This is a genomic window from Gibbsiella quercinecans, assembly GCF_002291425.1.
Classification (GTDB): domain Bacteria; phylum Pseudomonadota; class Gammaproteobacteria; order Enterobacterales; family Enterobacteriaceae; genus Gibbsiella; species Gibbsiella quercinecans.
In genome coordinates this window covers 4,500,070-4,525,245 of record NZ_CP014136.1, presented here as the reverse complement: position 1 = coordinate 4,525,245, position 25,176 = coordinate 4,500,070, and the positions used below count along the sequence as shown (strand labels likewise).

The following is a 25,176-nucleotide window of genomic DNA, read 5'->3' as shown; positions in this document are numbered from 1 at the left end:
CAATTGGTCGGGCGCCGGCTCCCCAAGGGCAACCCACAGCGATCGCGCTCAATGGCAAAACACCGCTTCATTATGTTGAAAACACGTCTGACGGTTTTATCACTCGCGCCATACGGCTGCAATGCTTATTCGCCCCCAGGCAGAGCATGCCAGGCGCACGCCCCAGCAGGCATTGCCGGTATGGCCGCATTTTTTACCACAGAAAGCGATGAAGCTGGATGATTCAATCGGTTAGCCTGGTTTTTTATGCTGTATTCCGCCACGCCGCCGCGACAGCCCTACTGCTGAATAATTTAGCGTGTAAACGCACGGCGGGAAGAGCCGCCTGGCAATATGGCGCTAGACGCGGCGTATGCCACGCGCGTTGATGTTCCCGCAGAGCTAACCCATTGATTCACAATTATTACACTCACATTTTTTAGGGTTTTAATCCGCCTGGCGGAATACATGGAGCTTAAGGTTAAAAGCCCGTATTATGGTGGGTTTCCGTCCGCTCAAAATAGTGAAGGCCATGACGCAAACTTTTATCCCAGGTAAAGACGCCGCGCTGGAAGACTCCATAGCCCGTTTCCAACAAAAACTCATCGATCTGGGTTTTAATATTGAAGAAGCCTCCTGGCTTAACCCAGTGCCGCACGTATGGTCGGTGCACATCCGCGATCGCGACTGCCCACTGTGCTTTACCAACGGCAAAGGCGCCAGTAAAAAAGCCGCGCTGGCCTCGGCGCTGGGCGAGTACTTTGAGCGCCTGTCCACCAACTATTTCTTCGCCGATTTCTATTTGGGCAAACGCATCGCCGAAGGCGATTTCGTGCACTACCCCAATGAAAAATGGTTCCCGATTCCGGCCGATGAAACGCTGCCGGCCGGCATCCTTGATGAACGGTTACAGGCATTCTACGATCCGGAGCAAGAACTGCGCGCCAGCGATCTGGTCGATCTGCAGTCCGGCAATGTTGAACGCGGGATCTGCGCCCTGCCGTTCACCCGCCAATCCGATCGGCAAACCGTGTATATCCCAATGAATATCATTGGCAACCTGTACGTTTCCAACGGCATGTCTGCGGGCAACACCGCCAATGAAGCGCGCGTGCAGGGTTTGTCGGAAGTCTTCGAACGCTATGTGAAGAACCGCATCATCGCCGAATCCATCAGCCTGCCGGAAATTCCTGCCGAGGTACTGAACCGCTACCCTGGCGTGGTCGAAGCCATTGCCCGGCTGGAAGAAGAAGGCTTCCCGATTCTGGCGTATGACGCCTCTTTAGGCGGCAAATACCCGGTCATCTGCGTGGTGCTGTTTAACCCAACCAACGGTACCTGCTTTGCGTCGTTTGGCGCACACCCGGATTTCGGTGTGGCATTGGAGCGTACCGTCACCGAACTGCTGCAGGGCCGTAGTCTGAAAGATCTGGACGTGTTTACCGCCCCGACCTTCGATGATGAGGAAGTGGCTGAACATGCCAACCTGGAAACCCACTTTATCGACTCCAGCGGCCTGATCTCCTGGGACATGTTCAAGCAGGATGCCGATTATCCCTTCGTTGACTGGACGTTCAGCGGCAGCACGGAACAAGAGTTCGCCACCCTGATGGGCATCTTCGATCAGGAAGGGGCCGAGGTGTACATTGCTGATTACCAACATTTGGGCGTATACGCCTGCCGCATTATCGTTCCCGGTATGTCGGACATTTACCCTGCGGAAGATTTACTGTTGGCCAACAACAGCATGGGGGCGCGCCTGCGTGAAACCCTGCTGCAGTTGCCGGGCAGTGAGTGGCAGGCGCCAGAGTATCTGGCGTTGATTCAGCGCCTGGATGACGAAGGCCTGGATGATTTCACCCGCGTCCGTGAATTGCTGGGCATCGCGCCGGGCAAAGATAACGGCTGGCATACGCTGCGCGTGGGTGAACTCAAAGCGATGCTGGCTCTGGCCGGCGGCGATCTGGAACAGGCGCTGGCCTGGGTTGAATGGACGCAGGATTTCAACGCGTCGGTATTTACGCCAGCACGCGCTAACTATTACCGTTGCTTACAGACGCTGCTGCTGTTGGCAATGGAAGACGAGCGCGACAGCGCGCAATATTATCATGCGTTTGTCAAAATGTATGGCCAGGAGGCGGTAGACACAGCGTCAGCGGCCATCAGCGGCGAGGCGTGTTTCAACGGATTATTCGCCATTGATAGCGATTTACAGGCCCTGCCAGCCCATCAGGCGCTGCTGGCTGCCTATGAAAAACTGCAGCAGGCAAAACGCCGTTATTGGGCGCAGGCATAAGCCATTGCCTTCAGCGCCGGTTTTACGCCGGCGCTATTTAGCCAGAAGTTCAAATACATTAATTAAATTTAGGTATTGCCGAATTTAGCGCGTCTTTTTTATTTTCTTAATTAAACAAGCAGTTACCGGCATTCTTACCCGTTCGCCAATTAATTGTTGCACATTGGTAAATTAATAATTAAACGATGATGAAAGTTTAATTTCCGAAAAGCGATAAAATCAGCAGTGTTTTATCCGCAAAAATGGCTACAACGTCACATTTTCAAAATTTTACGTAAAGATTAAAAAATATTTTTCCATTTAAAATCAATAAAATACCACTATTACCCGTAGTTTTTTTACGGTTTTAGGCCTCTTTACTTCCTTGCGTTATGATCCAAATCAATTTTTACCCTATACTGCTTTGCTAGTATCTCATTGCGTTGTTTTAACCCTTTAGAGCGAGAGTTGGTGTGAAAGCTGACAACACCTTTGACCTGTTATTACCTGCCGCAATGGCGAAAGTCGCCGAAGATGCAGGCGTTTATAAAGCTACCAAGCACCCGCTAAAAACTTTTTATTTGGCGATTAATGCCGGCGTATTCATTTCCATCGCATTTGTGTTCTATATCACAGCAACTACCGGCACCGCCGGCGTACCCTTCGGCCTGGCAAAACTGGTCGGCGGTATCTGCTTCTCGATGGGGCTGATGCTGGTAGTGGTATGCGGTGCCGATCTGTTTACCTCAACGGTATTAACCGTCATCGCCAAGGCCAGTGGGCGCATTACCTGGCGCCAACTGGCAGCCAACTGGATCAATGTCTATATTGGTAATCTGATCGGCGCGCTGTTCTTCGTCGCTTTAATCTGGTTCTCCGGCGAATATATGGTGGCAAACGGCCAGTGGGGGCTGAATGTGTTGCAAACAGCAGACCACAAGGTTCACCACACATTCATCGAAGCGGTCTGCCTTGGTATCCTGGCTAACCTGATGGTGTGCCTGGCAATCTGGATGAGCTATTCCGGCCGCACGCTAATGGACAAGATGTTCGCCATGATCCTTCCGGTAGCCATGTTTGTTGCCAGCGGCTTCGAACACAGCATCGCAAATATGTTTATGATCCCTATGGGTATTGTGGTTAAAGACTTCGCCACGCCTGAATTTTGGCAAGCCGTAGGGGCAACACCAGAGCAGTTCGCTCACCTGACCGTAAGCAACTTTATCATTGATAATTTGATCCCCGTCACCATTGGCAACATCATCGGCGGCGGCCTGCTGGTTGGGCTGACTTACTGGGTAATTTATCTGCGCGGCGCACAACAGCACTAAACTGTGTTATGACCGCAGCGACGGGTTTACAAAGAAATCCACATTAGAAGGTAGGTGTACAATGACCGAACTTAACGAGAAGTTAGCCAAAGCCTGGGAAGGTTTCAGCAAAGGCGACTGGCAGAATGAAGTCAACGTTCGTGACTTCATCCAGAAAAACTATACGCCTTATGAAGGTGATGAATCCTTCCTGGCTGGCGCAACTCAGGCCACCACCACTTTGTGGGACAAAGTCATGGAAGGGATCAAACTGGAAAACCGCACCCATGCGCCAGTTGATTTCGATACCAGCCTCGCTTCTACCATTACTTCTCACGATGCCGGCTACATCAGTAAAGATCTGGAAACCGTGGTTGGTCTGCAGACTGAAGCCCCACTGAAACGCGCGCTGATCCCATTCGGCGGCATCAAAATGATCGAAAGCTCCTGCAAGGCATACGATCGTGAGCTGGATCCACAGCTGAAAAAAGTCTTCACCGAATACCGTAAAACCCACAACCAGGGCGTATTCGACGTTTACACGCCGAACATTCTGCGTTGTCGTAAATCCGGCGTGCTGACCGGCCTGCCAGATGCTTACGGCCGTGGCCGTATTATCGGTGACTACCGTCGCGTTGCGCTGTACGGTATCGACTACCTGATGCAAGAGAAGTTTAGCCAATTCACTTCGCTGCAAAGCAAACTGGAAAATGGCGAAGATCTGGAAGCCACCATCCGCCTGCGTGAAGAAATCGCCGACCAGCACCGTGCTCTGGGCCACATCAAAGAAATGGCTGCCAAATACGGCTGCGACATTTCAGGCCCAGCGACCACCGCTCAGGAAGCCGTGCAGTGGACCTACTTCGGCTATCTGGCTGCGGTTAAATCGCAGAACGGCGCTGCAATGTCCTTCGGCCGCGTGTCTACCTTCCTCGACGTTTACTTTGAACGTGATATCAAGGCAGGCAAGCTGAGTGAAGAACAGGCTCAGGAACTGATCGACCACCTGGTCATGAAACTGCGTATGGTTCGTTTCCTGCGTACGCCGGAATATGATGAGCTGTTCTCCGGCGACCCAATCTGGGCCACCGAATCACTGGGCGGTATGGGCGTTGACGGCCGTACCCTGGTCACCAAAAACAGCTTCCGTTTCCTGAACACCCTGTACACCATGGGGCCGTCTCCGGAACCGAACATGACCATCCTGTGGTCTGAAAAACTGCCACTGAACTTCAAGAAATTCGCGGCGAAAGTGTCCATCGATACTTCTTCCGTTCAGTACGAAAACGACGACCTGATGCGCCCAGACTTCAACAACGATGACTACGCCATCGCCTGTTGCGTCAGCCCAATGGTTGTGGGTAAACAAATGCAGTTCTTCGGCGCGCGCGCTAACCTGGCGAAAACCATGCTTTACGCCATCAACGGCGGCGTTGACGAAAAAATGAAAATGCAGGTTGGCCCGAAAGAAGCGCCAATGATGGATGCAGTGCTGGACTATGACAAAGTCATGGAACGCATGGATCACTTTATGGATTGGCTGGCCAAACAGTATGTGACCGCGCTGAACATCATCCACTACATGCATGATAAATACAGCTACGAAGCATCACTGATGGCGCTGCACGATCGCGACGTTTACCGCACCATGGCCTGTGGTATCGCCGGCCTGTCTGTGGCTGCCGACTCCCTGTCCGCCATCAAATACGCGAAAGTTTCCACCATCCGTGACGAAGACGGCCTGGCGGTAGACTTTAAAATTGAAGGCGAATATCCACAGTTCGGTAACAACGATCCGCGCGTTGATGACATCGCCTGCGATCTGGTTGAACGTTTCATGAAGAAAATTCAGAAACTGACCACCTACCGCAACGCAGTGCCAACGCAGTCTGTACTGACCATTACCTCTAACGTGGTTTATGGTAAGAAAACCGGTAACACCCCGGATGGTCGCCGCGCTGGCGCGCCATTTGGTCCTGGCGCCAACCCAATGCACGGCCGCGATCAGAAAGGTGCTGTGGCTTCCCTGACTTCCGTAGCTAAACTGCCGTTTGCCTACGCGAAAGACGGTATCTCCTACACCTTCTCCATCGTGCCTAATGCGTTGGGTAAAGACGAAGATGTGCGCAGAACCAACCTGGCAGGCCTGATGGACGGTTACTTCCACCATGAGTCCGCTATCGAAGGTGGCCAGCACCTGAACGTTAACGTGATGAACCGCGAAATGCTGCTGGATGCGATGGAAAACCCTGAGAAATATCCTCAGTTGACCATCCGCGTATCTGGTTACGCCGTGCGTTTCAACTCGCTGACCAAAGAACAGCAACAGGACGTTATCACCCGTACCTTCACCAAAACCATGTAAGGTACTGTTGAGCGGGCACTTCCCTGCCCGCTTCCTGGTAAATCAGGGCCGGTCTATTCCGGCCCTTTTAACAACCAAATTAACATCCCTGACTCGCATGAGTCTGCTTTGCCAGGCAGCTATTGCCATAAAACTTTAAGTAGCGGATATACGGAGCGCCGGCAGATTACCGCCGCGAACCGACAGGCTGAGTAATAAAGCCAACGCGCCTGCAACTTGCAGTACGACAGGTATATACTTGATGGATGTCCGGCAAAACAGTGATTCGGCATAATAGCCGGTTAGCAGGAATGATTTCACTTGCCCCCTGTGGGCAGCCACATCGCATCCCCCTGCTCCCCGCAATAAAGCCGGTTTTTAGAGGCTGCGTTTGACAGCCCATATTGGAGAGATTCCCGCAATGTCAGTGAAAGGTCGCATTCACTCTTTTGAATCCTGTGGTACGGTTGATGGCCCCGGGATACGTTTTATCGTTTTCTTCCAGGGTTGTCTGATGCGCTGCCTGTATTGCCATAACCGCGATACCTGGGATACCCACGCCGGGACGGAAGTCACCGTGGAAGACCTGATGAAAGACACCGTATCCTACCGCCACTTTATGAACGCCTCCGGCGGCGGCGTTACCGCATCCGGCGGCGAAGCCATCCTGCAGGCCGAATTTGTCCGCGACTGGTTCCGTGCCTGCCATAAAGAAGGCATCAACACCTGCCTGGATACGAATGGCTTTGTTCGCCGTTACGATCCGGTCATTGATGAACTGCTCGACACTACCGATCTGGTCATGCTCGATCTCAAACAGATGAACGATGATATTCACCAGAACCTGGTCGGCGTGTCCAACCACCGTACGCTGGACTTTGCCCGCTATCTGGCGAAACGCAATCAGCGCACCTGGATCCGTTACGTGGTGGTGCCCGGCTGGTCTGACGACGATAAGTCCGCCCATATGCTGGGTGAGTTCACAAAAGACATGGGCAACATAGAGAAAATCGAATTGCTGCCTTACCACGAACTGGGCAAGCACAAATGGATTGCCATGGGGGAAGAGTACAAGCTGGATGGCGTGCACCCACCAACAACCGAGACGATGGATCGCGTAAAAGGCATCCTGGAAAGTTACGGGCATAAAGTCATTTACTAACCTTCCCTGCCCTGGCCCCTTTCCTTATGGCAAGGGGCCATATTCATTCCGCAAATAAAATACGCCGGTTATCTGGCGCGCATTATCAAGCCGCAGCCAGCGGCGTATGGTGATGATCCGGTTTGCGCAGCAGCATAACCAGGTATACCAGCGCCACCAACGCAATCATCACGAACAGTAAACGATCGGAGTAATTCTGCATCAGCATGGCGGTCATGCTGGGGCCCAGCAGGCTACCGATGGTGTAGCTCATCAACAGCGCCTGGTTCATCGCCACCAACTCATGCGGCAACGCTTTCTCGCAGGCCCAGGACATGGCGACCGGGTACAGCGTAAAACCGGCGCAGCCCAGCATAAACAGCGATGGCGCCATGCCATAGTTGCTCAGCATTGCCACGCTGGCGAGGATCACCATAAACACCTGGATACGCAGCACCAGCAAACGGCCATAGCGATCGGCCATGCGCCCAACTGGCCACTGGCCGACGATGCCGGCGCTGATCAACAACGCCATCCAATAGCCAACGTGAGCATCGTTCATCCCCTGATGGGATAAATACAGCGGCATTAAGCCGTATAGCGAACCCAGCACCATGCCGGAGATGACACAACCGTGCATCCCCAGGCGCGCGCTGCGGCGCTTCAGCATCGGCCAGACGGCGACCCGTGCGGGCGTATTGTCTTCACGGCCGACGCGGGCAAACAGCATCGGTAACATCGCCGTGGCAACCAACGCGATCGCCCAGGGCAATACCTGCATCAGTTCCGTTGAAACGCCGCTAAGCAGGATTTGCCCGGCCACGGTGCCCAGGTAATACACCATCATATACGCAGCCAGCAATTGGCCACGGTTGGCCAGCGTACCGCTGCGCAGCAGGGCGCTTTCGACGATCACCCAAATCCACGCGCAGCCCACGCCGGCAAAGAAACGCCAGCCCATCCAGCTCCAAAAATCCAATGACAGCGCCATGCCAGCGGTGGCTACGGCAAACAGTAAACAAGAAAGATGGTAACTGCGGGTAAAACCGATGCGCTGAATCAGCTTACCGGCCGTCAGAGTGCCGACCAGGTTGCCGGTAAAATAGGCCGAACTCACCATGCCGATTTTCCAGGTTGACAGCTGAGCGTGGGTTAACCAAAGCGGGACCAAAGTATTCAATACGGCAATCGAAACCGTAAGCAACAACAAACCACAGAGCAGCATCAGCACTGGGCGAGAGTATGCGGACATAGTGAGATGGAGACCGAACACGCAATAGAAAGTGCGCGCATCATGCCACTGGCGATAAAAAAGTCAATCCACTCTGTGGGGTACAGCGCACAATATGTTTATCGCCGCCGAGCCAAGGGGCAAGAGCATGGGCACCAGGGAAAAATACGGAATAAAAACGAAGGAAACAGGCGTATTAATGCGGGGAAAACAGCGCTGTCAGCCAAGGAACGTTCCCCCTCGCCGGACGGCGAAGAGGAACGAAACGCCGATCAGCCGATGAACTCAAGACCGTTCATATAAGGGCGCAACACTTCAGGCACCTGAATGCGGCCGTCGGCCTGCTGGTAGTTTTCCAGCACCGCGACCAAGGTACGGCCTACAGCCAGGCCGGAACCGTTCAGCGTATGTACCAGACGCGGCTTTTTCTCTGCCTTATTGCGGCAACGCGCCTGCATGCGGCGTGCCTGGAAATCCCACATATTGGAACAGGAAGAGATTTCACGGTAGGTGTTCTGTGCCGGCAGCCAAACCTCAAGATCGTAGGTTTTGCAGGAACCAAAGCCCATATCACCGGTGCACAACAGCACTTTGCGGTATGGCAGGTTCAGCAACTGCAGCACTTTTTCCGCATGGCCGGTAAGTTCTTCCAGTGCATCCATGGAATCTTCAGGGCGGACGATCTGCACCATTTCAACTTTATCAAACTGGTGCATACGGATCAGGCCGCGGGTATCGCGCCCGTAAGAACCGGCTTCCGAACGGAAGCATGGCGTATGCGCCGTCAGCTTCTGCGGCAGGGTTTCTTCATCCAGGATTTCGTCGCGCATCAGGTTGGTCAGCGGCACTTCCGCCGTTGGGATCAGCGCATAGTTGCTGGTCGCCGCTTCTTCTTCCAGCGGGCGGGTATGGAACAAATCCTCGCCAAACTTCGGCAGTTGCCCAGTACCATACAGCGAAGCGTGGTTCACCAGGTAAGGCACGTAGGCTTCCTGATAGCCGTGCTGCTCAGTGTGCAGATCCAGCATAAACTGCGCCAGCGCACGATGCATCCGGGCGATTTGCCCTTTCATGACCACAAAGCGCGCGCCGGAAAGCTTCACGCCGGCGGCGAAATCCAGCCCGCTGGCCATTTCGCCCAGCTCAACGTGATCGCGCACCGGGAAATCAAACTGGCGCGGCTCGCCCCAACGGCTAACTTCCAGGTTTTCGCTGTCATCTTTACCGTTCGGCACGGCGTCGTCCGGCAGGTTCGGGATGGTCAGCGCATAATCGCGGATAGTGTTCTGCAGTTGTTCCAGCTCGGTTTTAGCGGCATCCAGCTTTTCACCCAGTTCACTGACTTCACGGCGCAGCGGCTCAATATCTTCCCCACGCGCTTTTGCAGCGCCGATGGATTTCGATCGGGAGTTACGTTCTGCCTGCAATGTTTCAGTTTCTACTTGCAGAACCTTGCGGCGTTCTTCTTGCGAACGCAGCAGATCCAGATCCAGTTTGAAGCCTCTGCGAGCCAGTTTTTCGGCGACTGCGTCTAGCTCATTACGCAGCAGATTGGGATCGAGCATGCTAATCCTGTGCTTGTTGTTATTGAAAGAAAAATTGTCGTTTTACGCCGCGATGAAAAGCAGCGTAAAAAGGGAAACGAATACCCGCTAACCTTACCGCAACGGCAACGCTAGCGGTAGCGTTTTGTCGGGCTATTTTGGTCCTGCTCAGCCAGCCACGCCAACTTCTCGCCGATTTTCCCTTCCAGCCCGCGCGAAGCCGGGTAGTAGTAGCGCGTATTGGCCATTTCCTTCGGGAAGTAGTTTTCACCCGCCGCGTAGGCATTGGGCTCATCGTGGGCGTAGCGGTATTCGGCGCCCAGCCCCATTTCTTTCATCAGCTTGGTTGGCGCATTGCGCAGGTGCTCCGGCACGTCATAATCGGCCATCTCTTTGGCATCGCGCATAGCCGCTTTGAATGCGGTATACACCGCGTTGCTCTTCGGTGCGCAGGCCAGATATACGATAGCCTGGGCGATAGCGCGCTCGCCTTCCGCCGGGCCAACGCGGGTAAAACAGTCCCAGGCGGCGATCGCCACCTGCATCCCGCGCGGATCGGCATTGCCGACGTCTTCCGATGCGATCGCCAACAACCGGCGCGCCACGTAGAGCGGATCGCCGCCGGCGGTGATGATACGGGCGTACCAATACAGTGCGGCATCCGGCGCGGAACCGCGCACGGATTTATGCAGCGCCGAGATCAGATCGTAATAGCGGTCGCCCTTGTTATCGAACCGCACGCTACGCTCGCCGGAAACTTCTTTCAGCAACGCCGGCGTCAACTGGCGAATACCGCGGGCATCGGTTTCAGCCATGTCAGCCATCATTTCCAGGCTGTTCAGCGCGCGCCGCGCATCGCCGTTCACCAGCTCGGCGATCATGCGGCGCGTTTCATCAGGCAGCTCAATGTTCTGCCCCGCCAGGCCGCGGCTGCTGTCATTCATCGCCTGCTCCAGCACCTGGCAGATATCCTCCACCGTCAACGCTTTTAGCAGATACACGCGCGCGCGTGAAAGCAGCGCTGAATTCAGCTCGAACGAAGGGTTTTCGGTGGTTGCGCCGATAAAGGTGATGGTGCCGTCTTCAATATGGGGTAGAAAAGCGTCCTGCTGGCTTTTGTTGAAACGGTGCACCTCATCAACAAACAGGATGGTGCGGCGCCCAGCATCGCGGTTGTGCCGCGCACGCTCGATCGCCTCACGGATCTCTTTAATCCCTGAGGTAACCGCAGAGATCCGCTCGACGTCCGCCTGCCCATAGCGGCCTATCAGTTCCGCCAGCGTCGTTTTCCCCGTGCCTGGCGGCCCCCACAGGATCATCGAATGCAGTTGACCGGCCTCAATGGCTCTCGGCAGGGGTTTGCCCGGCGCCAGCAAATGTTGCTGGCCGATGTATTGCGCCAGCGTGGTTGGCCGCATACGCGCGGCCAACGGCTGGAACTCATTTTGAGAAAAATCGAGTGACAGATTACTCACGCAGACCTCACTGGCGCTGGTCGTCCAGCGTCACTCCCTTTGGCGGGGTAAATGTAAACTTGGCCGCATCAACGCCGCTGTTTTGCTGGCCTTTTAAGCTATAGGCGCTGCGTTGGCCGTCCTGCTCAACGGCGGCGAAGCTCTTGATGGTGCCGCTGTTGCTGACGGAAATCGCAAACTGCTTCAGATTACCGCTGGCCGATTTCGGCGTTAATTCAAAATCATCGCCTTTCTGCTTGATATTGTACTGTTTCCAGTCGCTGGCGCTGTTGCGGGTAATCAGCATAAACGGCGTATTGTTGGTGGCGCTTTTCAGCCAGGTCGCCGTCACTTGTTCCACAAACGGATTATAGAACCACAGCGTTTGCCCATCGGAAACCAGCACGCTTTCATCCGGTGAGGTCATATGCCAGTTAAACAGGTTCGGGCGCTTAACCCACAGCTCACCCTCACCCTGCTGCACGGCGGCGCCATCGCTGCTGGTGACCGCCTGCGTGAAGCTGGCATGGAAACTGTTCACCTTCGCCAAACGGCTTTGCAGATCCTGTGCGGCATCCGCCAATGCTGAAGTGGCGACGAAACCAGAAAGCAAACAACAGGCAACTAACAGTTTTTTCATTATTCCAGATACCTTATGCGTTACATGAATCGCCGGGCCTAATCATGCGCCCAACAAATGACTATCCTGCGCCATTGTAGCCAATGTCTGCCGGCGCGGGCGGTGCATTACTCCTAGAAACGCCTGGGTTTACGCTTCTTTGCACAAGGGCCGCTAAGCGGCCCTTGGTGATACAATCAAGCTGATGAGAAACGCGTTAACCATGCCGTGGCGGCGCCAGCACCTCGCGGTTGCCGTTATGGCCCTGCTCGCTGACAATGCCCTGCGCTTCCATCTGTTCGATGATGCGCGCGGCGCGGTTATAGCCGATACGGAACTGGCGTTGAACGCCGGAAATGGAGGCGCGGCGTTTATCCACCACAAACTCCACCGCCTGATCAAACAGCGGATCCAGCTCTTCGTCGCCTTCGATACCACCGCCTTCGCCGTCCTCACCACCGCTCAGGATACCCTCTTTATATTGGGGCCGCTCACGCGCTTTCCAATCCTTAACCACCGCGTGCACTTCCTGATCGCGCACAAAGGCGCCGTGCACACGAACCGGAATCGAAGAGTTTGGCGCCAGATACAGCATATCCCCCATGCCGAGCAGCGATTCCGCCCCACCCTGATCGAGGATAGTACGTGAGTCGATCTTGCTCGATACGGTGAACGCAATGCGCGTTGGGATGTTGGCTTTGATCAGGCCGGTGATCACATCCACGGAAGGGCGCTGGGTCGCCAGCACCAAGTGGATACCCGCAGCACGCGCTTTCTGCGCCAGGCGGGCGATCAGTTCTTCAACTTTCTTGCCCACCGTCATGATCAGATCGGCAAACTCATCCACCATCACCACGATATAAGGCTCTTTTTCCAGCGTCGGCGGCGTGATATCCATGCTGTCCGTCGGCTTCCAGAATGGATCTGGGATCGGGCGGCCCATCGCTTCGGCCTGGTCGATGCGCTCGTTATAACCGGCAATATTACGCACCCCAAGCGCTGACATCAGCTTGTAGCGGCGTTCCATTTCGGCCACACACCAACGCAACGCATTGGCAGCATCTTTCATGTCGGTGACCACGTCGGTCAGCAGATGTGGGATCCCCTCATACACCGACAGCTCAAGCATTTTCGGGTCGATCATGATAAAGCGCACTTCTTTCGGCGTGGCCTTATACAGGATGCTCAGGATCATGGCGTTGACCCCGACCGACTTACCGGAGCCAGTAGTACCGGCAACCAACAGGTGCGGCATTTTGCCCAGATCGGCCACCACCGGCTCGCCGGAAATATCTTTACCCAATACCACCGACAGCGGCGACGGGCTATCGCGGAACGCCGGGCAGTCCAGCACTTCGCGCAGATACACCGTTTGGCGTTTGGTGTTCGGCAACTCCAACCCGACATAAGGCCGGCCGGGAATCACCTCAACCACGCGCACCGCCGAGGTTGACAGCGAACGCGCCAGATCGCGCGACAGGTTGGATATACGCGCCGCTTTCACCCCTGGCGCCAGATCTAACTCGAAGCGGGTAATCACCGGGCCGGGCAGAATATCGACAACGTCGGCCTTCACCCGGTAATCCGCCAGGCTGGCTTCCACCAGGCGCGCTTTTTGTTCCAGGGCGAACATATCCACCGGCTCCACTTCTTTCGGCGCCGCCGCCAGCAGATCCAACGTCGGCAGTGGCGTCGTTGGCTTCTGCAACGGCTGATCGTTCCGCATCAGGAACGGGTGAATCAGGCTGTCCATCGCGGGTTGTTGTGCCGCTGGCGCTTGCTGCACCGGCTGCGCCTGGCTGCCGGGGTGGGCAGGCGGTTGTGAATAGCCATGCTGTACCGGTTGCTGGGCGATTGGGGTTGAGGGTGCATCGGCAGGCGTAGCAGGCTGGCTTTGAGCCAACGGCTGAGCAGCGGCCTCTGCCTCTTGCGGTGACAGGGTAAACAACGGCGCTTTCGGCCCCTCGTCGACCAGATCGGCAATTGGCGAGAAGCTGAACGCGTTGCGGGTATCGACCGGGTTTGATGCAGTTGGCTGCGCCAATTCCTCATCTTGCTGGCCGTAGCGCGTCTGCTGTTGTTCGGCAAAGGCCTGGCTTAGCGCCGCTTCCTGCAGGGCATCTTCATCGTCGGCCTGCGAGGATTGTTCGCCATAGCGGGCATTTTGCTGTGCCAAAAACTCCTGGCGCAGCGCTGCCTGCATAGCTTCGTTATCGTCATCCTCCGCCCCATGCGCGCCCTGTGGTTCAGGCGCGTGGTTACGCTGTTCCTGTTCGGCCTGGCGTTGCGAAGGCAACTTGATGCCATAGGAAGCCAGCTCACGCCGGGTGGGGATGCGCACCGGGTTCGGGCGCGGCAATTCCGGGCCAATCCCCTGCTTCACCTGCGGATTATCGTCGCTGGTGGCGCTGAAGGCAGGCATAAAGGTCGTGCTTGCGGCGGCCACTTCTGCTGCGGAAGGTGCTGCCGGCTTGGCGCCTACGGTGTTGAAATCGAAGTCCGCGCCGATATCTTCATCACGCTGCGCGGCGGAGAAATCGAATGGGGAATGCGGGGTGCGCTCCGGCTGCACCGGGGCGTTCCAATTGCCCAGGCGAGGCTCATCGTCCTCCTGATAGGCCGCAGCCTGCGGTGTTTTAGGCGCGGGCGTTTCTTCCGGCAATTCGAATGAATACAGCGGCGGCGTTTGCGGCGGCGCTGCTGCTTCGGCGGCAGGCGCTTGCGGCTCGGTGCTGGCAACCGGCGCTTCCGGCGCAGTTGGTTCACTGTGCTCCGCGACTGGCTGGGCATCCGGCTGCGCTTGTTGCTCATCCTCTGCCGCGTCGTCCGCCTGCGCCGTATCCTGCACGCGCTCATTAACCGATGGCGCCGAGAACAGCACGTCATCGTCTTGCGCGGCGCCAATGCTGTTAGCCAGCGCCGCCGCCTCTTTACCTAGCGGCGGCTTCTCGCCCGGCGCCTGTTCGTCTTCATCGTCGTCCAGGTAGCGATCGTCGCGGCGCGAGCGGTTGGACATAAAGGTCAACATGCCCAGCACCACTCCACCCATTTTTTCTGCGATCACCAGCCATGACCAACCGGTAAACAAGGTCAGCCCCACAGCCCAAATGCACAGCGACACCAACGTGGCGCCAATGCCGTTAAACCAAGGCAGCATGGCATTGCTCAGCAGGCTGCCAATCACGCCGCCTGAAGCGAAATAGTAGAGATCGTCAACGTTTAACGCGGCCAGGCCGCATGAAGAAAGAATCAGCGCCAGCGTTCCGATCAAACGTAGCGAGAGTGCAAAATAATCGATGTAATCACGGGTATCGCGCTGGCGATAAGCAGCCCAGCACAGAATAATCATGATCGGTGGGATCGCGTAGGCCAATACCCCGAAGGTAAAGAGCAACGTATCGGCCATCCAGGCGCCAACGCCACCCCCAATGTTATGGATAGGTTCATGCCACGCCGTTTGCGACCAGCTCGGATCAGACGGATTGAAGCTGACCAGCGCAACCATAAGATAAACGGCGAAAATCGCCACCACAATCAACACAGCTTCAAGCAGGCGGTGCCCACTGCTGAGTTTTTTTAGGGTGACTTCTTTGTCTTCTGTGTATTCCTGGCTCAAGAAAGGCTCTCCAGGTTCCTGTTGCCTGACATAGCAACAACGCCGAGAGCTCGCCCCGGCGCTGAAGCTGTATGAATGAACAGGAGTGTAACCAATTTAATCAGGTTTTGCACCTGTACCTTACCGTGTTTTAATCACCAGACGGTTACTCTGTTTCACTTCTTCCATGACTACGTATGTGCGGGTGTCATTTACCCCCGGCAGACGCAGCAAGGTTTCACCAAGCAGCTTACGGTAAGCGGACATATCCGGCACGCGGGTTTTCAACAGGTAGTCGAAATCACCGGAAACCAGATGACACTCCTGAATTTCCTCAAGCTTCTGCACTGCAGAGTTAAATTGCTCAAACACATCCGGCGCACCGCGGTTCAGCGTGATTTCCACAAAAACCAACAGCGACGCATCCAGATAATGCGGATTAAGCAATGCAGTATAACCATGAATAAAACCCTGGCGCTCAAGGCGGCGCACACGTTCTAAACACGGCGTTGGGGATAACCCCACGCGCTTTGAAAGCTCAACGTTCGAAATACGCCCATCCTTCTGTAACTCGTTCAGGATATTGCGATCGATACGGTCAAGATCTTTACCCGGGCGTTTTTTATTGTCTGCCATTATTATTGTCTCTCTTATATTCTTCTTACACTTGCCACACCCTAGCCGACGTCAATGTATAAGGGCTAGTCCCAAGCGTAGACCCGATGCCTGTCATAGTTTTTCACTATCATCATTCGCCATCGCGCACACTGTCTGCCAAACACTGCGCAACCTATACAAATGACGTCCCACCGAAAAAAGAAACCACCGCCTCGTTCGGACGATATTCCCCGCCGCCGGCTCGTCTTGGCGCAATCTGCTACATCGGCGCCGTAAATACGTACTATTTGCTGCCGGTACGGGGGGTAATTTCTTCTTCCTCTGATGTTTTCGCAAATGCACAGCGGATTGTCAAAGTAAAAGAAGCAAAATCAGAACAACATACCGCCATGAAAACGCAAATCCCCATTTTTAGTTATGAATTTCCGCAGTAAAAATGTGGCCTGATGGCGATATTAACCTGATAAAAATCAGGTTTTTTGTTGATTACCTTACCGGCGTAACGCTGTTTTCATAAGTGAAACTGCGCGTTTTATATTCTTTTATGCAGCATGGGATTTATTAATAGACAATATCTATCAAACAAATCGTTAACAACACCCCAGCACGCTTTTTTTACTGCCGCATTTTCCCTACAATCGGCTAACTGTCCGCCATTGTGGGAAAAGAGGTCATTCATGGGCACGGCTAAACATAGCAAGTTATTGATCCTGGGCTCCGGCCCGGCGGGTTACACCGCGGCAGTCTACGCTGCCCGGGCAAACCTGAAACCGGTGTTGATTACCGGTATGGAACAGGGTGGCCAATTAACCACCACCACCGAAGTGGAAAACTGGCCGGGAGATGCGGAAGGCCTGACTGGCCCGCTGCTGATGGAACGGATGCGCGAACATGCAGAGAAATTCCAGACTGAAATCGTGTTCGACCATATCAACAGCGTTGATTTGCAAAACCGCCCTTTCCGCCTGTTCGGTGACAGCGGCGAATATACCTGTGACGCGTTGATCATCGCCACCGGCGCCTCCGCCCGTTACCTTGGCCTGCCGTCAGAAGAAGCATTCAAAGGCAAAGGCGTTTCCGCCTGCGCAACCTGCGACGGCTTTTTCTACCGCAACCAAAAAGTGGCCGTTGTCGGCGGCGGCAATACCGCTGTGGAAGAAGCGCTGTATCTGTCCAACATTGCCGCTGAAGTTCACTTGATTCACCGCCGTGACAGCTTCCGCTCAGAAAAAATCCTGATCGATCGGCTGATGGATAAAGTCGCAAACGGCAACATCGTCCTGCACACCGATCGTACTCTGGACGAGGTTTTGGGCGATGAGATGGGCGTTACCGGTGTGCGCCTGCGCAGCACCCAGGCCGAAGGGCAGACGGAAGAACTGGCAGTCGCCGGCGTCTTTATCGCCATTGGTCACAGCCCGAACACCAGCGTGTTTGGCGGCCAGTTGGAACTGGAAAACGGCTATATCAGAGTACAGTCCGGTATTCATGGCAACGCAACCCAGACCAGCATTCCAGGCGTGTTTGCCGCAGGCGACGTGATGGATCACATCTACCGCCAGGCGATCACCTCCGCCGGCACCGGCTGCATGGCGGCTTTGGACGCCGAGCGTTATCTGGATGGGCTCATCGCCAAATAACCGCAGAGCGGTTCGCGATCAAGCGGCTGGGTTTCCCAGCCGTTTTTTTTTACCTGGCGCCACCGTTTTCTCCCCTGCCCCTGATACGCCTCCCATCCTGATACAATGATGTGCTTTATTATTTTCAGCCAGCCCGGTGACGAGGTAACATTAGCGTTCGCTTATTTGCTTCCATTTAAAGCAGATACTTTTTCAACAGGATGCTAACCAGGCCCGTTGCCGCAAGCGTCAGCAACGCAGACTCTTTCATGAAAAACACCAGACAGCACCAGTTAACCCGTTGGCTTAAAGCACAAAGCGCATTAGCGCAGCGTTGGCTGCGCCTTTCCATGTTATTGGGGCTGATCAGCGGCATGCTGATCGTTGCTCAGGCCTGGCTGTTGGCCGCCCTACTGCACGCACTGATTATTGAACAGGTGCCGCGGGAGCGGCTGATCCCGTCCTTTTGCTGGCTAGCCGCCGCTTTCGCCTTCCGGGCGCTATTAAGCTGGCTGCGTGAACGCGTCGGTTTCCGCTGCGGGCAGGTGATCCGCCAGCAGCTTCGCGGCCGGGTGCTGGACAAGCTGCAGCAGCTTGGGCCGGCCTGGGTGCAGGGTAAGCCGGCCGGCAGTTGGGCCAGCATAATCATCGAACAAATCGAAGATATGCAGGATTACTACGCGCGTTACCTGCCGCAAATGTACCTGGCGGCCTTTATCCCTTTATTAATTCTGATCACCGTGTTCCCCATCAACTGGGCGGCCGGGCTGATCCTGCTGGCCACCGCGCCGCTGATCCCACTCTTTATGGCGCTGGTCGGCATGGGTGCCGCCGACGCCAACCGCCGTAACTTTGTCGCCCTGGCGCGCCTGAGCGGTAATTTCCTCGATCGCCTGCGCGGCCTGGACACACTGCGCCTGTTTCACCGGGCGCAGGCAGAGACCGAACAAATCGCAAAATCGTCCGAGGACTTCCGGCACCGGACGATGGAAGTGCTGCGCCTGGCGTTTCTCTCCTCCGCCGTGCTGGAATTTTTCGCCTCGATCTCCATCGCCGTGGTAGCGGTTTATTTTGGTTTCTCTTACCTGGGCGAACTCAATTTCGGCAGCTACGGTACCGGCGTAACGCTGTTCGCCGGTTTTCTGGTGCTGATCCTGGCGCCGGAGTTTTTCCAGCCGCTGCGCGATCTTGGCACCTTTTATCATGCCAAGGCGCAGGCCGTGGGGGCTGCGGAAGCTCTGGAGACGTTTCTGAACGCCGAAGGCGAGCAAATGGGCAACGGTAGCCAAGCCATAACAGGCGATACGCCGCTGGCGTTGCAGGCGCACAACCTGGAAATTCTGGCGCCAAATGGGGTGCTGTTGGCCGGGCCGTTGAACTTCAGCGTGCCGGCGCAGACGCGTATTGCGATTGTCGGGCTAAGCGGCGCAGGCAAAAGTTCGCTGCTCAACCTGCTGCTGGGCTTCTTGCCGTACCGCGGCTCGCTCACGGTTAACGGCCTCGAACTGCGCGAGCTGGCGGCTCCAGGTTGGCGCAGCCAATTGGGTTGGGTGGGGCAAAACCCGCATCTGCCGGCGCAGACGCTGCGCGACAATATCCTGTTAGGTCACCCACAGGCAACGGCGGACCAACTGCAACAGGCGATCGAACAGGCGTACGTCAGCGAATTTCTGCCGCACCTGCCCGACGGGCTGGAAACCCAGATCGGCGACGGCGCCGCACGCCTTTCCGTTGGCCAGGCACAGCGCGTTGCCGTAGCGCGCGCGCTGATCAGCCCGCGCCGCTTGCTGTTGCTGGACGAACCGGCGGCCAGCCTGGATGCCGACAGCGAACGGCTGGTGATGCAGGCGCTGAATGCCGCCGCTCGCCAGCAAACCACGCTGCTGGTAACGCACCAGTTGGAAGAAATTGAAGATTACGATCGGATCTGGGTGATGAATGACGGGCAAATCGCGCAACAAGGCGATTACGCCACCCTGAGCACCCAGCCTGGGCTGTTTGCCGATTTACTTGCACACCGCAGCGAGGAGCTATAACCATGCGTGTTCTGCTGCCGTTTTTGGCGCTGTATCGCCGCCACACGTTTCTGATTAGCCTTGGCATCATACTGGCCATCATTACTCTGTTAGCCAGTATCGGCCTGCTGGCGCTCTCTGGGTGGTTCCTGGCCGCTTCGGCGTTGGCCGGGCTGGCCGGCCTGTTTACCTTCAACTATATGCTGCCTGCCGCCGGCGTGCGTGGCGCGGCCATTTTCCGCACCGCAGGGCGCTATGCCGAACGCGTGGTGAGCCACGATGCCACTTTCCGGGTGCTCGCGCACTTGCGCGTCTTCACCTTCCAAAAGATCCTACCGCTGTCGCCTGGCGGCATCGCGCGTTTCCGCCAGGCGGAACTGCTCAACCGGCTGGTGGCCGATGTGGATACCTTGGATCACCTCTACCTGCGCGTGATTTCGCCGTTGGTCAGCGCCGCGGTGGTGATCGCGGTGGTCACCGCCGGCCTGAGCCTGCTGGATACCGGCCTGGCGCTGACACTGGGCGCCATCCTGCTGTTGCTGCTGTTGCTGATCCCGCCGGTATTTTATCGCGCGGGCAAGCCGATTGGCGCTGAACTGACGGCGCTGCGCGGCCAGTACCGCACCGATCTGGCCGCCTGGCTTCAGGGCCAGGCCGAACTGGTGGTATTCGGCGCCGCGGAGAGCTTCCGCGCGGTGCTCAACGCCACCGAGCAACGCTGGCAACAACGCCAGTGGCAGCAAACGTCGCTCGGCGGGCTAGCGCAAGCGTTGCTGATCCTCGCCAGCGGCCTGACGGTAACGCTGCTGCTGTGGCTGGCCGCCGCCGGCATTGGCGGCAACACCCAGCCCGGCGCGCTGATCGCTCTGTTTGTCTTCGCCGGGCTGGCTGCGTTTGAAGCAATGATGCCGATAGCCGGCGCCTTCCAGCACCTGGGGCAGGTTGTGGCTTCCGCGACGCGGGTAAAGCAGATTATCGATCGGCAACCGGAAGTTTGTTTTCCGGCCCAGGGCGCGAATGCTGCGGCAACGGCGGCACTGAGCCTGCGGCAGGTTGACTTTACTTACCCCGGCCAACCCCAGCCGGTGCTGCGGAACATCACGCTGGATGTGGCGCCCGGCGAACATATCGCGTTGCTGGGGCGCACCGGCTGCGGCAAATCGACGCTGCTGCAGTTGCTGACCCGCGCCTGGGACATCGACAGCGGCAGCATCAGCCTTAACGGCCAGCCGCTGGCCAGCTATAGCGAAAGCACGCTGCGCGCCATGACCACCGTCGTGAACCAACGGGTGCATGTTTTCAGCAGCACGCTGCGTGAGAACCTGCAGTTGGCCGCCCCCGGCGCCACCGACGCACAGTTCAACGCCGTGCTACACCAGGTAGGGCTGGATAAACTGCTGGAGAACGAAGGGCTGAACGCCTGGCTGGGTGAAGGCGGCCGCCAGCTTTCCGGCGGCGAACAGCGCCGCCTGGGGATTGCTCGCGCGCTGCTGCACCCGGCCCCGCTGCTGTTGCTGGATGAACCGACCGAGGGGTTGGATGCCGAAACCGAACGGCAGATTTTGCAACTGCTGCGCCAACATTGCCGGGGCAAGACGCTGATCCTGATCACTCACCGGCTGTATGGGCTCGATCATTTTGATCGCATCTGCGTGATGGACGGCGGTAAGATTATCGAACAGGGCGACCATGCGGCGTTACTGCGTCAGCAAGGCCGCTATGCGCAATTCCACCAGCGTGTCAGCCGTGTTTCGCTTTAATACCGCCTGTAGCGCACACCAGGGGGCACTATGCGCATCATGAAGCTTTCCCCGCACTCGCTTGCGTTCCCGGCGCCAGACAGCGCCCTGCGCGATCCTAACGGCCTGCTGGCCATCGGCGGCGATCTTAGCGCGCCGCGGCTGCTGGCCGCCTATGCGCAAGGCATTTTCCCCTGGTATTCCCCCGGGGAGCCGATCCTGTGGTGGTCGCCGGATCCGCGCGCGGTGCTGTTCCCGGGCGAGCGCCATATCAGCCGCAGCCTGAAACGCTTTCTGCGCACCAACCCGTTTCGCATTACCCTGAACCAGGATTTCGCCGCGGTGGTCCATGCCTGCGCGCAACGCCCGCTGGAGGGCACCTGGATCAACCCGGCGGTGCAGCGCGCCTATCTGCAGTTGCATCACCTCGGCCATGCGCACTCGGTCGAGGTTTGGCAGGATCAGCAACTGGTCGGCGGCATGTACGGCGTGGCGCAAGGCGCGATGTTCTGCGGCGAATCCATGTTCAGCCGCACCACCAACGCGTCAAAATGCGCGCTGATGGCTTTTTGCCAGCATTTCACCGCTTTTGGCGGGGAATTGATTGACTGCCAGGTGCTTAACGCCCACACTGCCTCGCTGGGGGCTCGTGAAATCCCCCGCAGCCAATTTTTACGGCAGCTCAGCCACCTTCAGCGTAAAGCGCTGGCGCCAGCATGCTGGGCAAAGCAAGACATACCCCCACAGCAGGTTGAACCACCCTCCTCAACAAACTAATTTGCGGAAATGGTGCATTGTTCGCCAACACTTCTTTACATAATGGGGGTTTTTCGGCATTATCTTGCCGGTTAAAAACTAAGGTAGTTACACCTAGAGGATTCGATGGCCAAAGAAGACAATATTGAAATGCAAGGCACCGTTCTTGATACGTTGCCGAACACCATGTTCCGCGTTGAGTTGGAAAACGGGCACGTGGTAACCGCTCATATCTCCGGTAAAATGCGCAAAAACTATATCCGCATCCTGACGGGTGACAAAGTCACTGTAGAGCTGACCCCGTACGACCTGAGCAAAGGCCGCATTGTCTTCCGTAGCCGTTAATCGGCTTATCCGCCCAACGGCGGCACCGAGGATGTAATCCCTCCAGAGCCCTTTCCGTTTAGCTGCGCCGTGGCGTTCCATATAGCGCCGTATGCACGCAGATAAACTGAGAGGGCTCAATCATTTCCGCCCTACCCCGCTCATTAAAGATTCAGGCCATAAGCGCGCTGAACGGCAACGCTATCTGCCGCCGCTGGGCAACCTAACCCACGTTTGTAGCCAGAAAAGCGCAAAAAAAAGCCGCAACGTTATCCGTTGCGGCCATAGATAGAACGCTTAACCAGCAAGCCGATTAATGCACGCCCTCATCCGCCTTGCGTTTCTGCGCGCTGAGGAAGTGATAGGTCAGTTTCTGCGTTTCCTTATCCAGCTCCACTTTCACTGAGCCACCATCGACCAACGAACCAAACAGCAGTTCGTTAGCCAGCGGTTTCTTCAGATTTTCCTGCACGATGCGGGTCATTGGGCGGGCCCCCATCGCACGGTCATAACCTTTCACCGCCAGCCAGTCGCGCGCTTCGTCGCTCACTTCCAGCGACACGCCTTTCGCATCCAACTGCGCCTGCAGTTCCACGATGAACTTGTCGACAACCTGCTGGATCACACTGCTCGACAGATGGTTGAACCAGATAATGTTGTCCAGCCGGTTACGGAACTCCGGCGTGAACACTTTCCTGATCTCTTCCATCGCATCGTGGCTGTTATCCTGCTCAATCAGGCCAATCGATTTACGTTCCGTCTCACGCACCCCGGCGTTGGTGGTCATCACCAGGATCACGTTGCGGAAGTCGGCCTTGCGCCCGTTGTTGTCGGTCAGCGTGCCGTTATCCATCACCTGCAGCAGCAGATTGAACACGTCCGGGTGCGCCTTTTCGATCTCGTCGAGCAGCACCACGGCGTGCGGGTGCTTGATCACCGCATCGGTGAGCAGGCCGCCCTGATCGTAGCCGACGTAGCCTGGAGGCGCGCCAATCAACCGGCTGACGGTATGGCGTTCCATGTATTCCGACATGTCAAAGCGCAGCAGTTCAATATCCAGCGCTTTCGCCAACTGCACCGTGACTTCGGTTTTCCCGACGCCGGTCGGGCCGGCAAACAGGAAGGAACCCACCGGTTTGTGCTCATGGCCCAGCCCGGCACGACTCATTTTGATCGCCTCGGTCAGCGCTTCAATCGCCGGATCCTGGCCAAACACCAGCATTTTCAGCCGATCGCCCAGGTTTTTCAGCACGTCGCGATCGCTGGCGGACACGGTTTTTTCCGGGATGCGCGCAATGCGCGCCACCACGGTTTCGATATCCGCCACGTTAACGGTTTTCTTGCGCTTGCTCACCGGCATCAACCGGCTGCGCGCGCCCGCTTCGTCAATCACGTCGATCGCTTTATCCGGCAAATGACGGTCGTTAATGTATTTCACTGACAGTTCCACCGCGGCACGCACGGCCTTGGCGGTGTAACGCACATCGTGATGCACTTCATACTTGGTCTTCAGACCGTTGATGATCTGAATGGTCTCTTCCGGCGTCGGTTCAGTAATATCAATTTTCTGGAAGCGACGCGCCAGCGCACGGTCTTTTTCGAAAATGTTGCTGAATTCCTGATACGTGGTCGAGCCGATCACCCGGATCTTGCCGCTGGAAAGCAGCGGTTTAATCAGGTTGGCTGCATCCACCTGGCCGCCTGAAGCCGCACCGGCGCCAATGATGGTATGAATTTCATCAATAAACAGGATGCTGTTCTGATCCTGCTCCAGCTGTTTGAGCAACGCTTTGAAACGTTTTTCAAAATCGCCGCGGTATTTGGTACCCGCCAGCAACGAACCGATATCCAGTGAGTACAGCGTACAGTCAGCCATCACTTCCGGCACGTCACCCTGCACGATGCGCCACGCCAGCCCTTCGGCTATCGCCGTTTTGCCCACACCGGATTCCCCGACCAACAGCGGGTTGTTTTTACGGCGGCGGCACAGCACCTGGATGGCGCGCTCCAATTCACGATCGCGGCCAATCAACGGGTCAATGCCCCCCACCCGAGCCAGCTGGTTGAGGTTGGTGGTGAAGTTCTCCATACGGTCTTCCCCTCCGGACTGCTCTTCGTTTACCGGGTTTTCCGCATTTGGCGCCTGGCCCGGCTCGTCTTTACGCGTGCCATGTGAAATAAAGTTCACCACGTCAAGACGGCTGACGTCGTGTTTACGCAGCAGATAGGCCGCCTGCGACTCCTGCTCGCTGAAAATCGCCACCAGCACATTGGCGCCGGAAACTTCACTGCGGCCGGATGACTGCACGTGGAAGACCGCACGTTGCAATACGCGCTGGAAGCTGAGCGTTGGCTGCGTATCGCGCTCTTCTTCGCTGGCCGGCAGCGTTGGCGTGGTCTGTTCGATGAAGGCTTCCAGTTCCTGACGTAATGCCGCCAGATCCACCGTACAAGCCTCAAGCGCTTCACGCGCGGCTGGGTTGCTGAGCAGCGCCAGCAACAGGTGCTCCACGGTCATAAACTCATGTCGGTGCTCACGCGCCCTGGCGAAAGCCATGTTGAGACTGAGTTCCAGTTCTTGATTGAGCATAGGCACCTCCCCCAATAAATTAC

At 56.5% G+C, this 25,176-nt stretch carries 17 protein-coding genes; 10 read left to right on the top strand and 7 right to left on the bottom strand.

Annotation, left to right across the window (positions count from 1 at the left end):
• The first annotated feature begins 511 nt into the window (after positions 1-511).
• The 4 genes from ycaO (at position 512) to pflA (ending at position 7,070) form a co-directional block, all read left to right on the top strand.
• A complete protein-coding gene (ycaO, locus tag ACN28Q_RS20615; protein WP_095849125.1) occupies positions 512-2,275 on the top strand; it encodes a 30S ribosomal protein S12 methylthiotransferase accessory factor YcaO in 1,764 nt (587 codons plus the stop codon).
• A gap of 452 nt (positions 2,276-2,727) precedes the next feature.
• The gene (gene focA / locus ACN28Q_RS20610; RefSeq protein WP_095848053.1) at positions 2,728-3,585 is read left to right on the top strand and encodes a formate transporter FocA; all 858 of its coding nucleotides are present in this window, start codon (positions 2,728-2,730) and stop codon (positions 3,583-3,585) included.
• A gap of 61 nt (positions 3,586-3,646) precedes the next feature.
• Positions 3,647-5,929, top strand: a complete 2,283-nt coding sequence (gene pflB, locus ACN28Q_RS20605) for a formate C-acetyltransferase (protein WP_095848052.1) — start codon at positions 3,647-3,649, stop codon at positions 5,927-5,929.
• A 400-nt stretch (positions 5,930-6,329) separates the two neighbouring features.
• Positions 6,330-7,070, top strand: a complete 741-nt coding sequence (pflA, locus tag ACN28Q_RS20600) for a pyruvate formate lyase 1-activating protein (RefSeq protein ID WP_095848051.1) — start codon at positions 6,330-6,332, stop codon at positions 7,068-7,070.
• A gap of 85 nt (positions 7,071-7,155) precedes the next feature.
• On the opposite strand, the gene ACN28Q_RS20595 is transcribed toward pflA, so the two are convergent.
• From ACN28Q_RS20595 to lrp, 6 genes are all read right to left on the bottom strand, one after another.
• Positions 7,156-8,301: an MFS transporter gene (locus ACN28Q_RS20595; RefSeq protein ID WP_095848050.1), complete on the bottom strand. Its 1,146-nt coding sequence runs from the start codon at positions 8,299-8,301 to the stop codon at positions 7,156-7,158.
• Positions 8,302-8,552: 251 nt separating this feature from the next.
• A complete protein-coding gene (gene serS / locus ACN28Q_RS20590; RefSeq protein WP_095848049.1) occupies positions 8,553-9,845 on the bottom strand; it encodes a serine--tRNA ligase in 1,293 nt (430 codons plus the stop codon).
• A gap of 110 nt (positions 9,846-9,955) precedes the next feature.
• On the bottom strand, positions 9,956-11,299 hold the full coding sequence (locus ACN28Q_RS20585) for a replication-associated recombination protein A (protein WP_095848048.1): 1,344 nt from the start codon (positions 11,297-11,299) through the stop codon (positions 9,956-9,958).
• Between the two features lie 7 nt (positions 11,300-11,306).
• The gene (lolA, locus tag ACN28Q_RS20580; RefSeq protein WP_095848047.1) at positions 11,307-11,918 is read right to left on the bottom strand and encodes an outer membrane lipoprotein periplasmic chaperone LolA; all 612 of its coding nucleotides are present in this window, start codon (positions 11,916-11,918) and stop codon (positions 11,307-11,309) included.
• A gap of 196 nt (positions 11,919-12,114) precedes the next feature.
• A complete protein-coding gene (locus ACN28Q_RS20575; RefSeq protein WP_095848046.1) occupies positions 12,115-15,513 on the bottom strand; it encodes a DNA translocase FtsK 4TM domain-containing protein in 3,399 nt (1,132 codons plus the stop codon).
• Between the two features lie 120 nt (positions 15,514-15,633).
• Positions 15,634-16,128: a leucine-responsive transcriptional regulator Lrp gene (gene lrp / locus ACN28Q_RS20570; RefSeq protein ID WP_004928318.1), complete on the bottom strand. Its 495-nt coding sequence runs from the start codon at positions 16,126-16,128 to the stop codon at positions 15,634-15,636.
• A gap of 86 nt (positions 16,129-16,214) precedes the next feature.
• Between lrp and ACN28Q_RS20565 the strand changes: the two genes are divergently transcribed.
• The 6 genes from ACN28Q_RS20565 (at position 16,215) to infA (ending at position 22,584) form a co-directional block, all read left to right on the top strand.
• Positions 16,215-16,544: a hypothetical protein gene (locus ACN28Q_RS20565; RefSeq protein WP_131928992.1), complete on the top strand. Its 330-nt coding sequence runs from the start codon at positions 16,215-16,217 to the stop codon at positions 16,542-16,544.
• 243 nt (positions 16,545-16,787) lie between these two features.
• Positions 16,788-17,750, top strand: a complete 963-nt coding sequence (gene trxB, locus ACN28Q_RS20560; RefSeq protein WP_095848045.1) for a thioredoxin-disulfide reductase — start codon at positions 16,788-16,790, stop codon at positions 17,748-17,750.
• 248 nt (positions 17,751-17,998) lie between these two features.
• Positions 17,999-19,765 (top strand): heme ABC transporter permease/ATP-binding protein CydD, encoded by a 1,767-nt coding sequence (gene cydD / locus ACN28Q_RS20555; RefSeq protein ID WP_095848044.1) that lies wholly within the window; start codon positions 17,999-18,001, stop codon positions 19,763-19,765.
• Between the two features lie 2 nt (positions 19,766-19,767).
• Complete coding sequence (gene cydC, locus ACN28Q_RS20550) at positions 19,768-21,504, top strand: heme ABC transporter ATP-binding protein/permease CydC (RefSeq protein WP_095848043.1); 1,737 nt, start codon at positions 19,768-19,770, stop codon at positions 21,502-21,504.
• A 30-nt stretch (positions 21,505-21,534) separates the two neighbouring features.
• On the top strand, positions 21,535-22,260 hold the full coding sequence (aat, locus tag ACN28Q_RS20545) for a leucyl/phenylalanyl-tRNA--protein transferase (protein WP_095848042.1): 726 nt from the start codon (positions 21,535-21,537) through the stop codon (positions 22,258-22,260).
• Positions 22,261-22,365: 105 nt separating this feature from the next.
• Entirely contained in the window at positions 22,366-22,584 is a 219-nt protein-coding gene (infA, locus tag ACN28Q_RS20540; protein ID WP_002211347.1) for a translation initiation factor IF-1, read from the top strand.
• Positions 22,585-22,876: 292 nt separating this feature from the next.
• On the opposite strand, the gene clpA is transcribed toward infA, so the two are convergent.
• Positions 22,877-25,153 carry an ATP-dependent Clp protease ATP-binding subunit ClpA gene (gene clpA, locus ACN28Q_RS20535; protein WP_095848041.1) on the bottom strand — a complete coding sequence of 759 codons (2,277 nt, stop codon included), beginning with the start codon at positions 25,151-25,153 and terminating at the stop codon, positions 22,877-22,879.
• Positions 25,154-25,176: the final 23 nt, after the last annotated feature.

Coding starts and splice junctions, on each gene's coding strand:
- lrp (WP_004928318.1), bottom strand. CDS start 16,128: ATGGCAGACAATAAAAAACGCCCGGGTAAAGATCTTGACCGTATCGAT.
- lolA (WP_095848047.1), bottom strand. CDS start 11,918: ATGAAAAAACTGTTAGTTGCCTGTTGTTTGCTTTCTGGTTTCGTCGCC.
- cydD (WP_095848044.1), top strand. CDS start 17,999: ATGAAAAACACCAGACAGCACCAGTTAACCCGTTGGCTTAAAGCACAA.
- ycaO (WP_095849125.1), top strand. CDS start 512: ATGACGCAAACTTTTATCCCAGGTAAAGACGCCGCGCTGGAAGACTCC.
- trxB (WP_095848045.1), top strand. CDS start 16,788: ATGGGCACGGCTAAACATAGCAAGTTATTGATCCTGGGCTCCGGCCCG.
- aat (WP_095848042.1), top strand. CDS start 21,535: ATGCGCATCATGAAGCTTTCCCCGCACTCGCTTGCGTTCCCGGCGCCA.
- pflA (WP_095848051.1), top strand. CDS start 6,330: ATGTCAGTGAAAGGTCGCATTCACTCTTTTGAATCCTGTGGTACGGTT.
- ACN28Q_RS20595 (WP_095848050.1), bottom strand. CDS start 8,301: ATGTCCGCATACTCTCGCCCAGTGCTGATGCTGCTCTGTGGTTTGTTG.
- cydC (WP_095848043.1), top strand. CDS start 19,768: ATGCGTGTTCTGCTGCCGTTTTTGGCGCTGTATCGCCGCCACACGTTT.
- pflB (WP_095848052.1), top strand. CDS start 3,647: ATGACCGAACTTAACGAGAAGTTAGCCAAAGCCTGGGAAGGTTTCAGC.
- ACN28Q_RS20565 (WP_131928992.1), top strand. CDS start 16,215: ATGCCTGTCATAGTTTTTCACTATCATCATTCGCCATCGCGCACACTG.
- clpA (WP_095848041.1), bottom strand. CDS start 25,153: ATGCTCAATCAAGAACTGGAACTCAGTCTCAACATGGCTTTCGCCAGG.
- infA (WP_002211347.1), top strand. CDS start 22,366: ATGGCCAAAGAAGACAATATTGAAATGCAAGGCACCGTTCTTGATACG.
- serS (WP_095848049.1), bottom strand. CDS start 9,845: ATGCTCGATCCCAATCTGCTGCGTAATGAGCTAGACGCAGTCGCCGAA.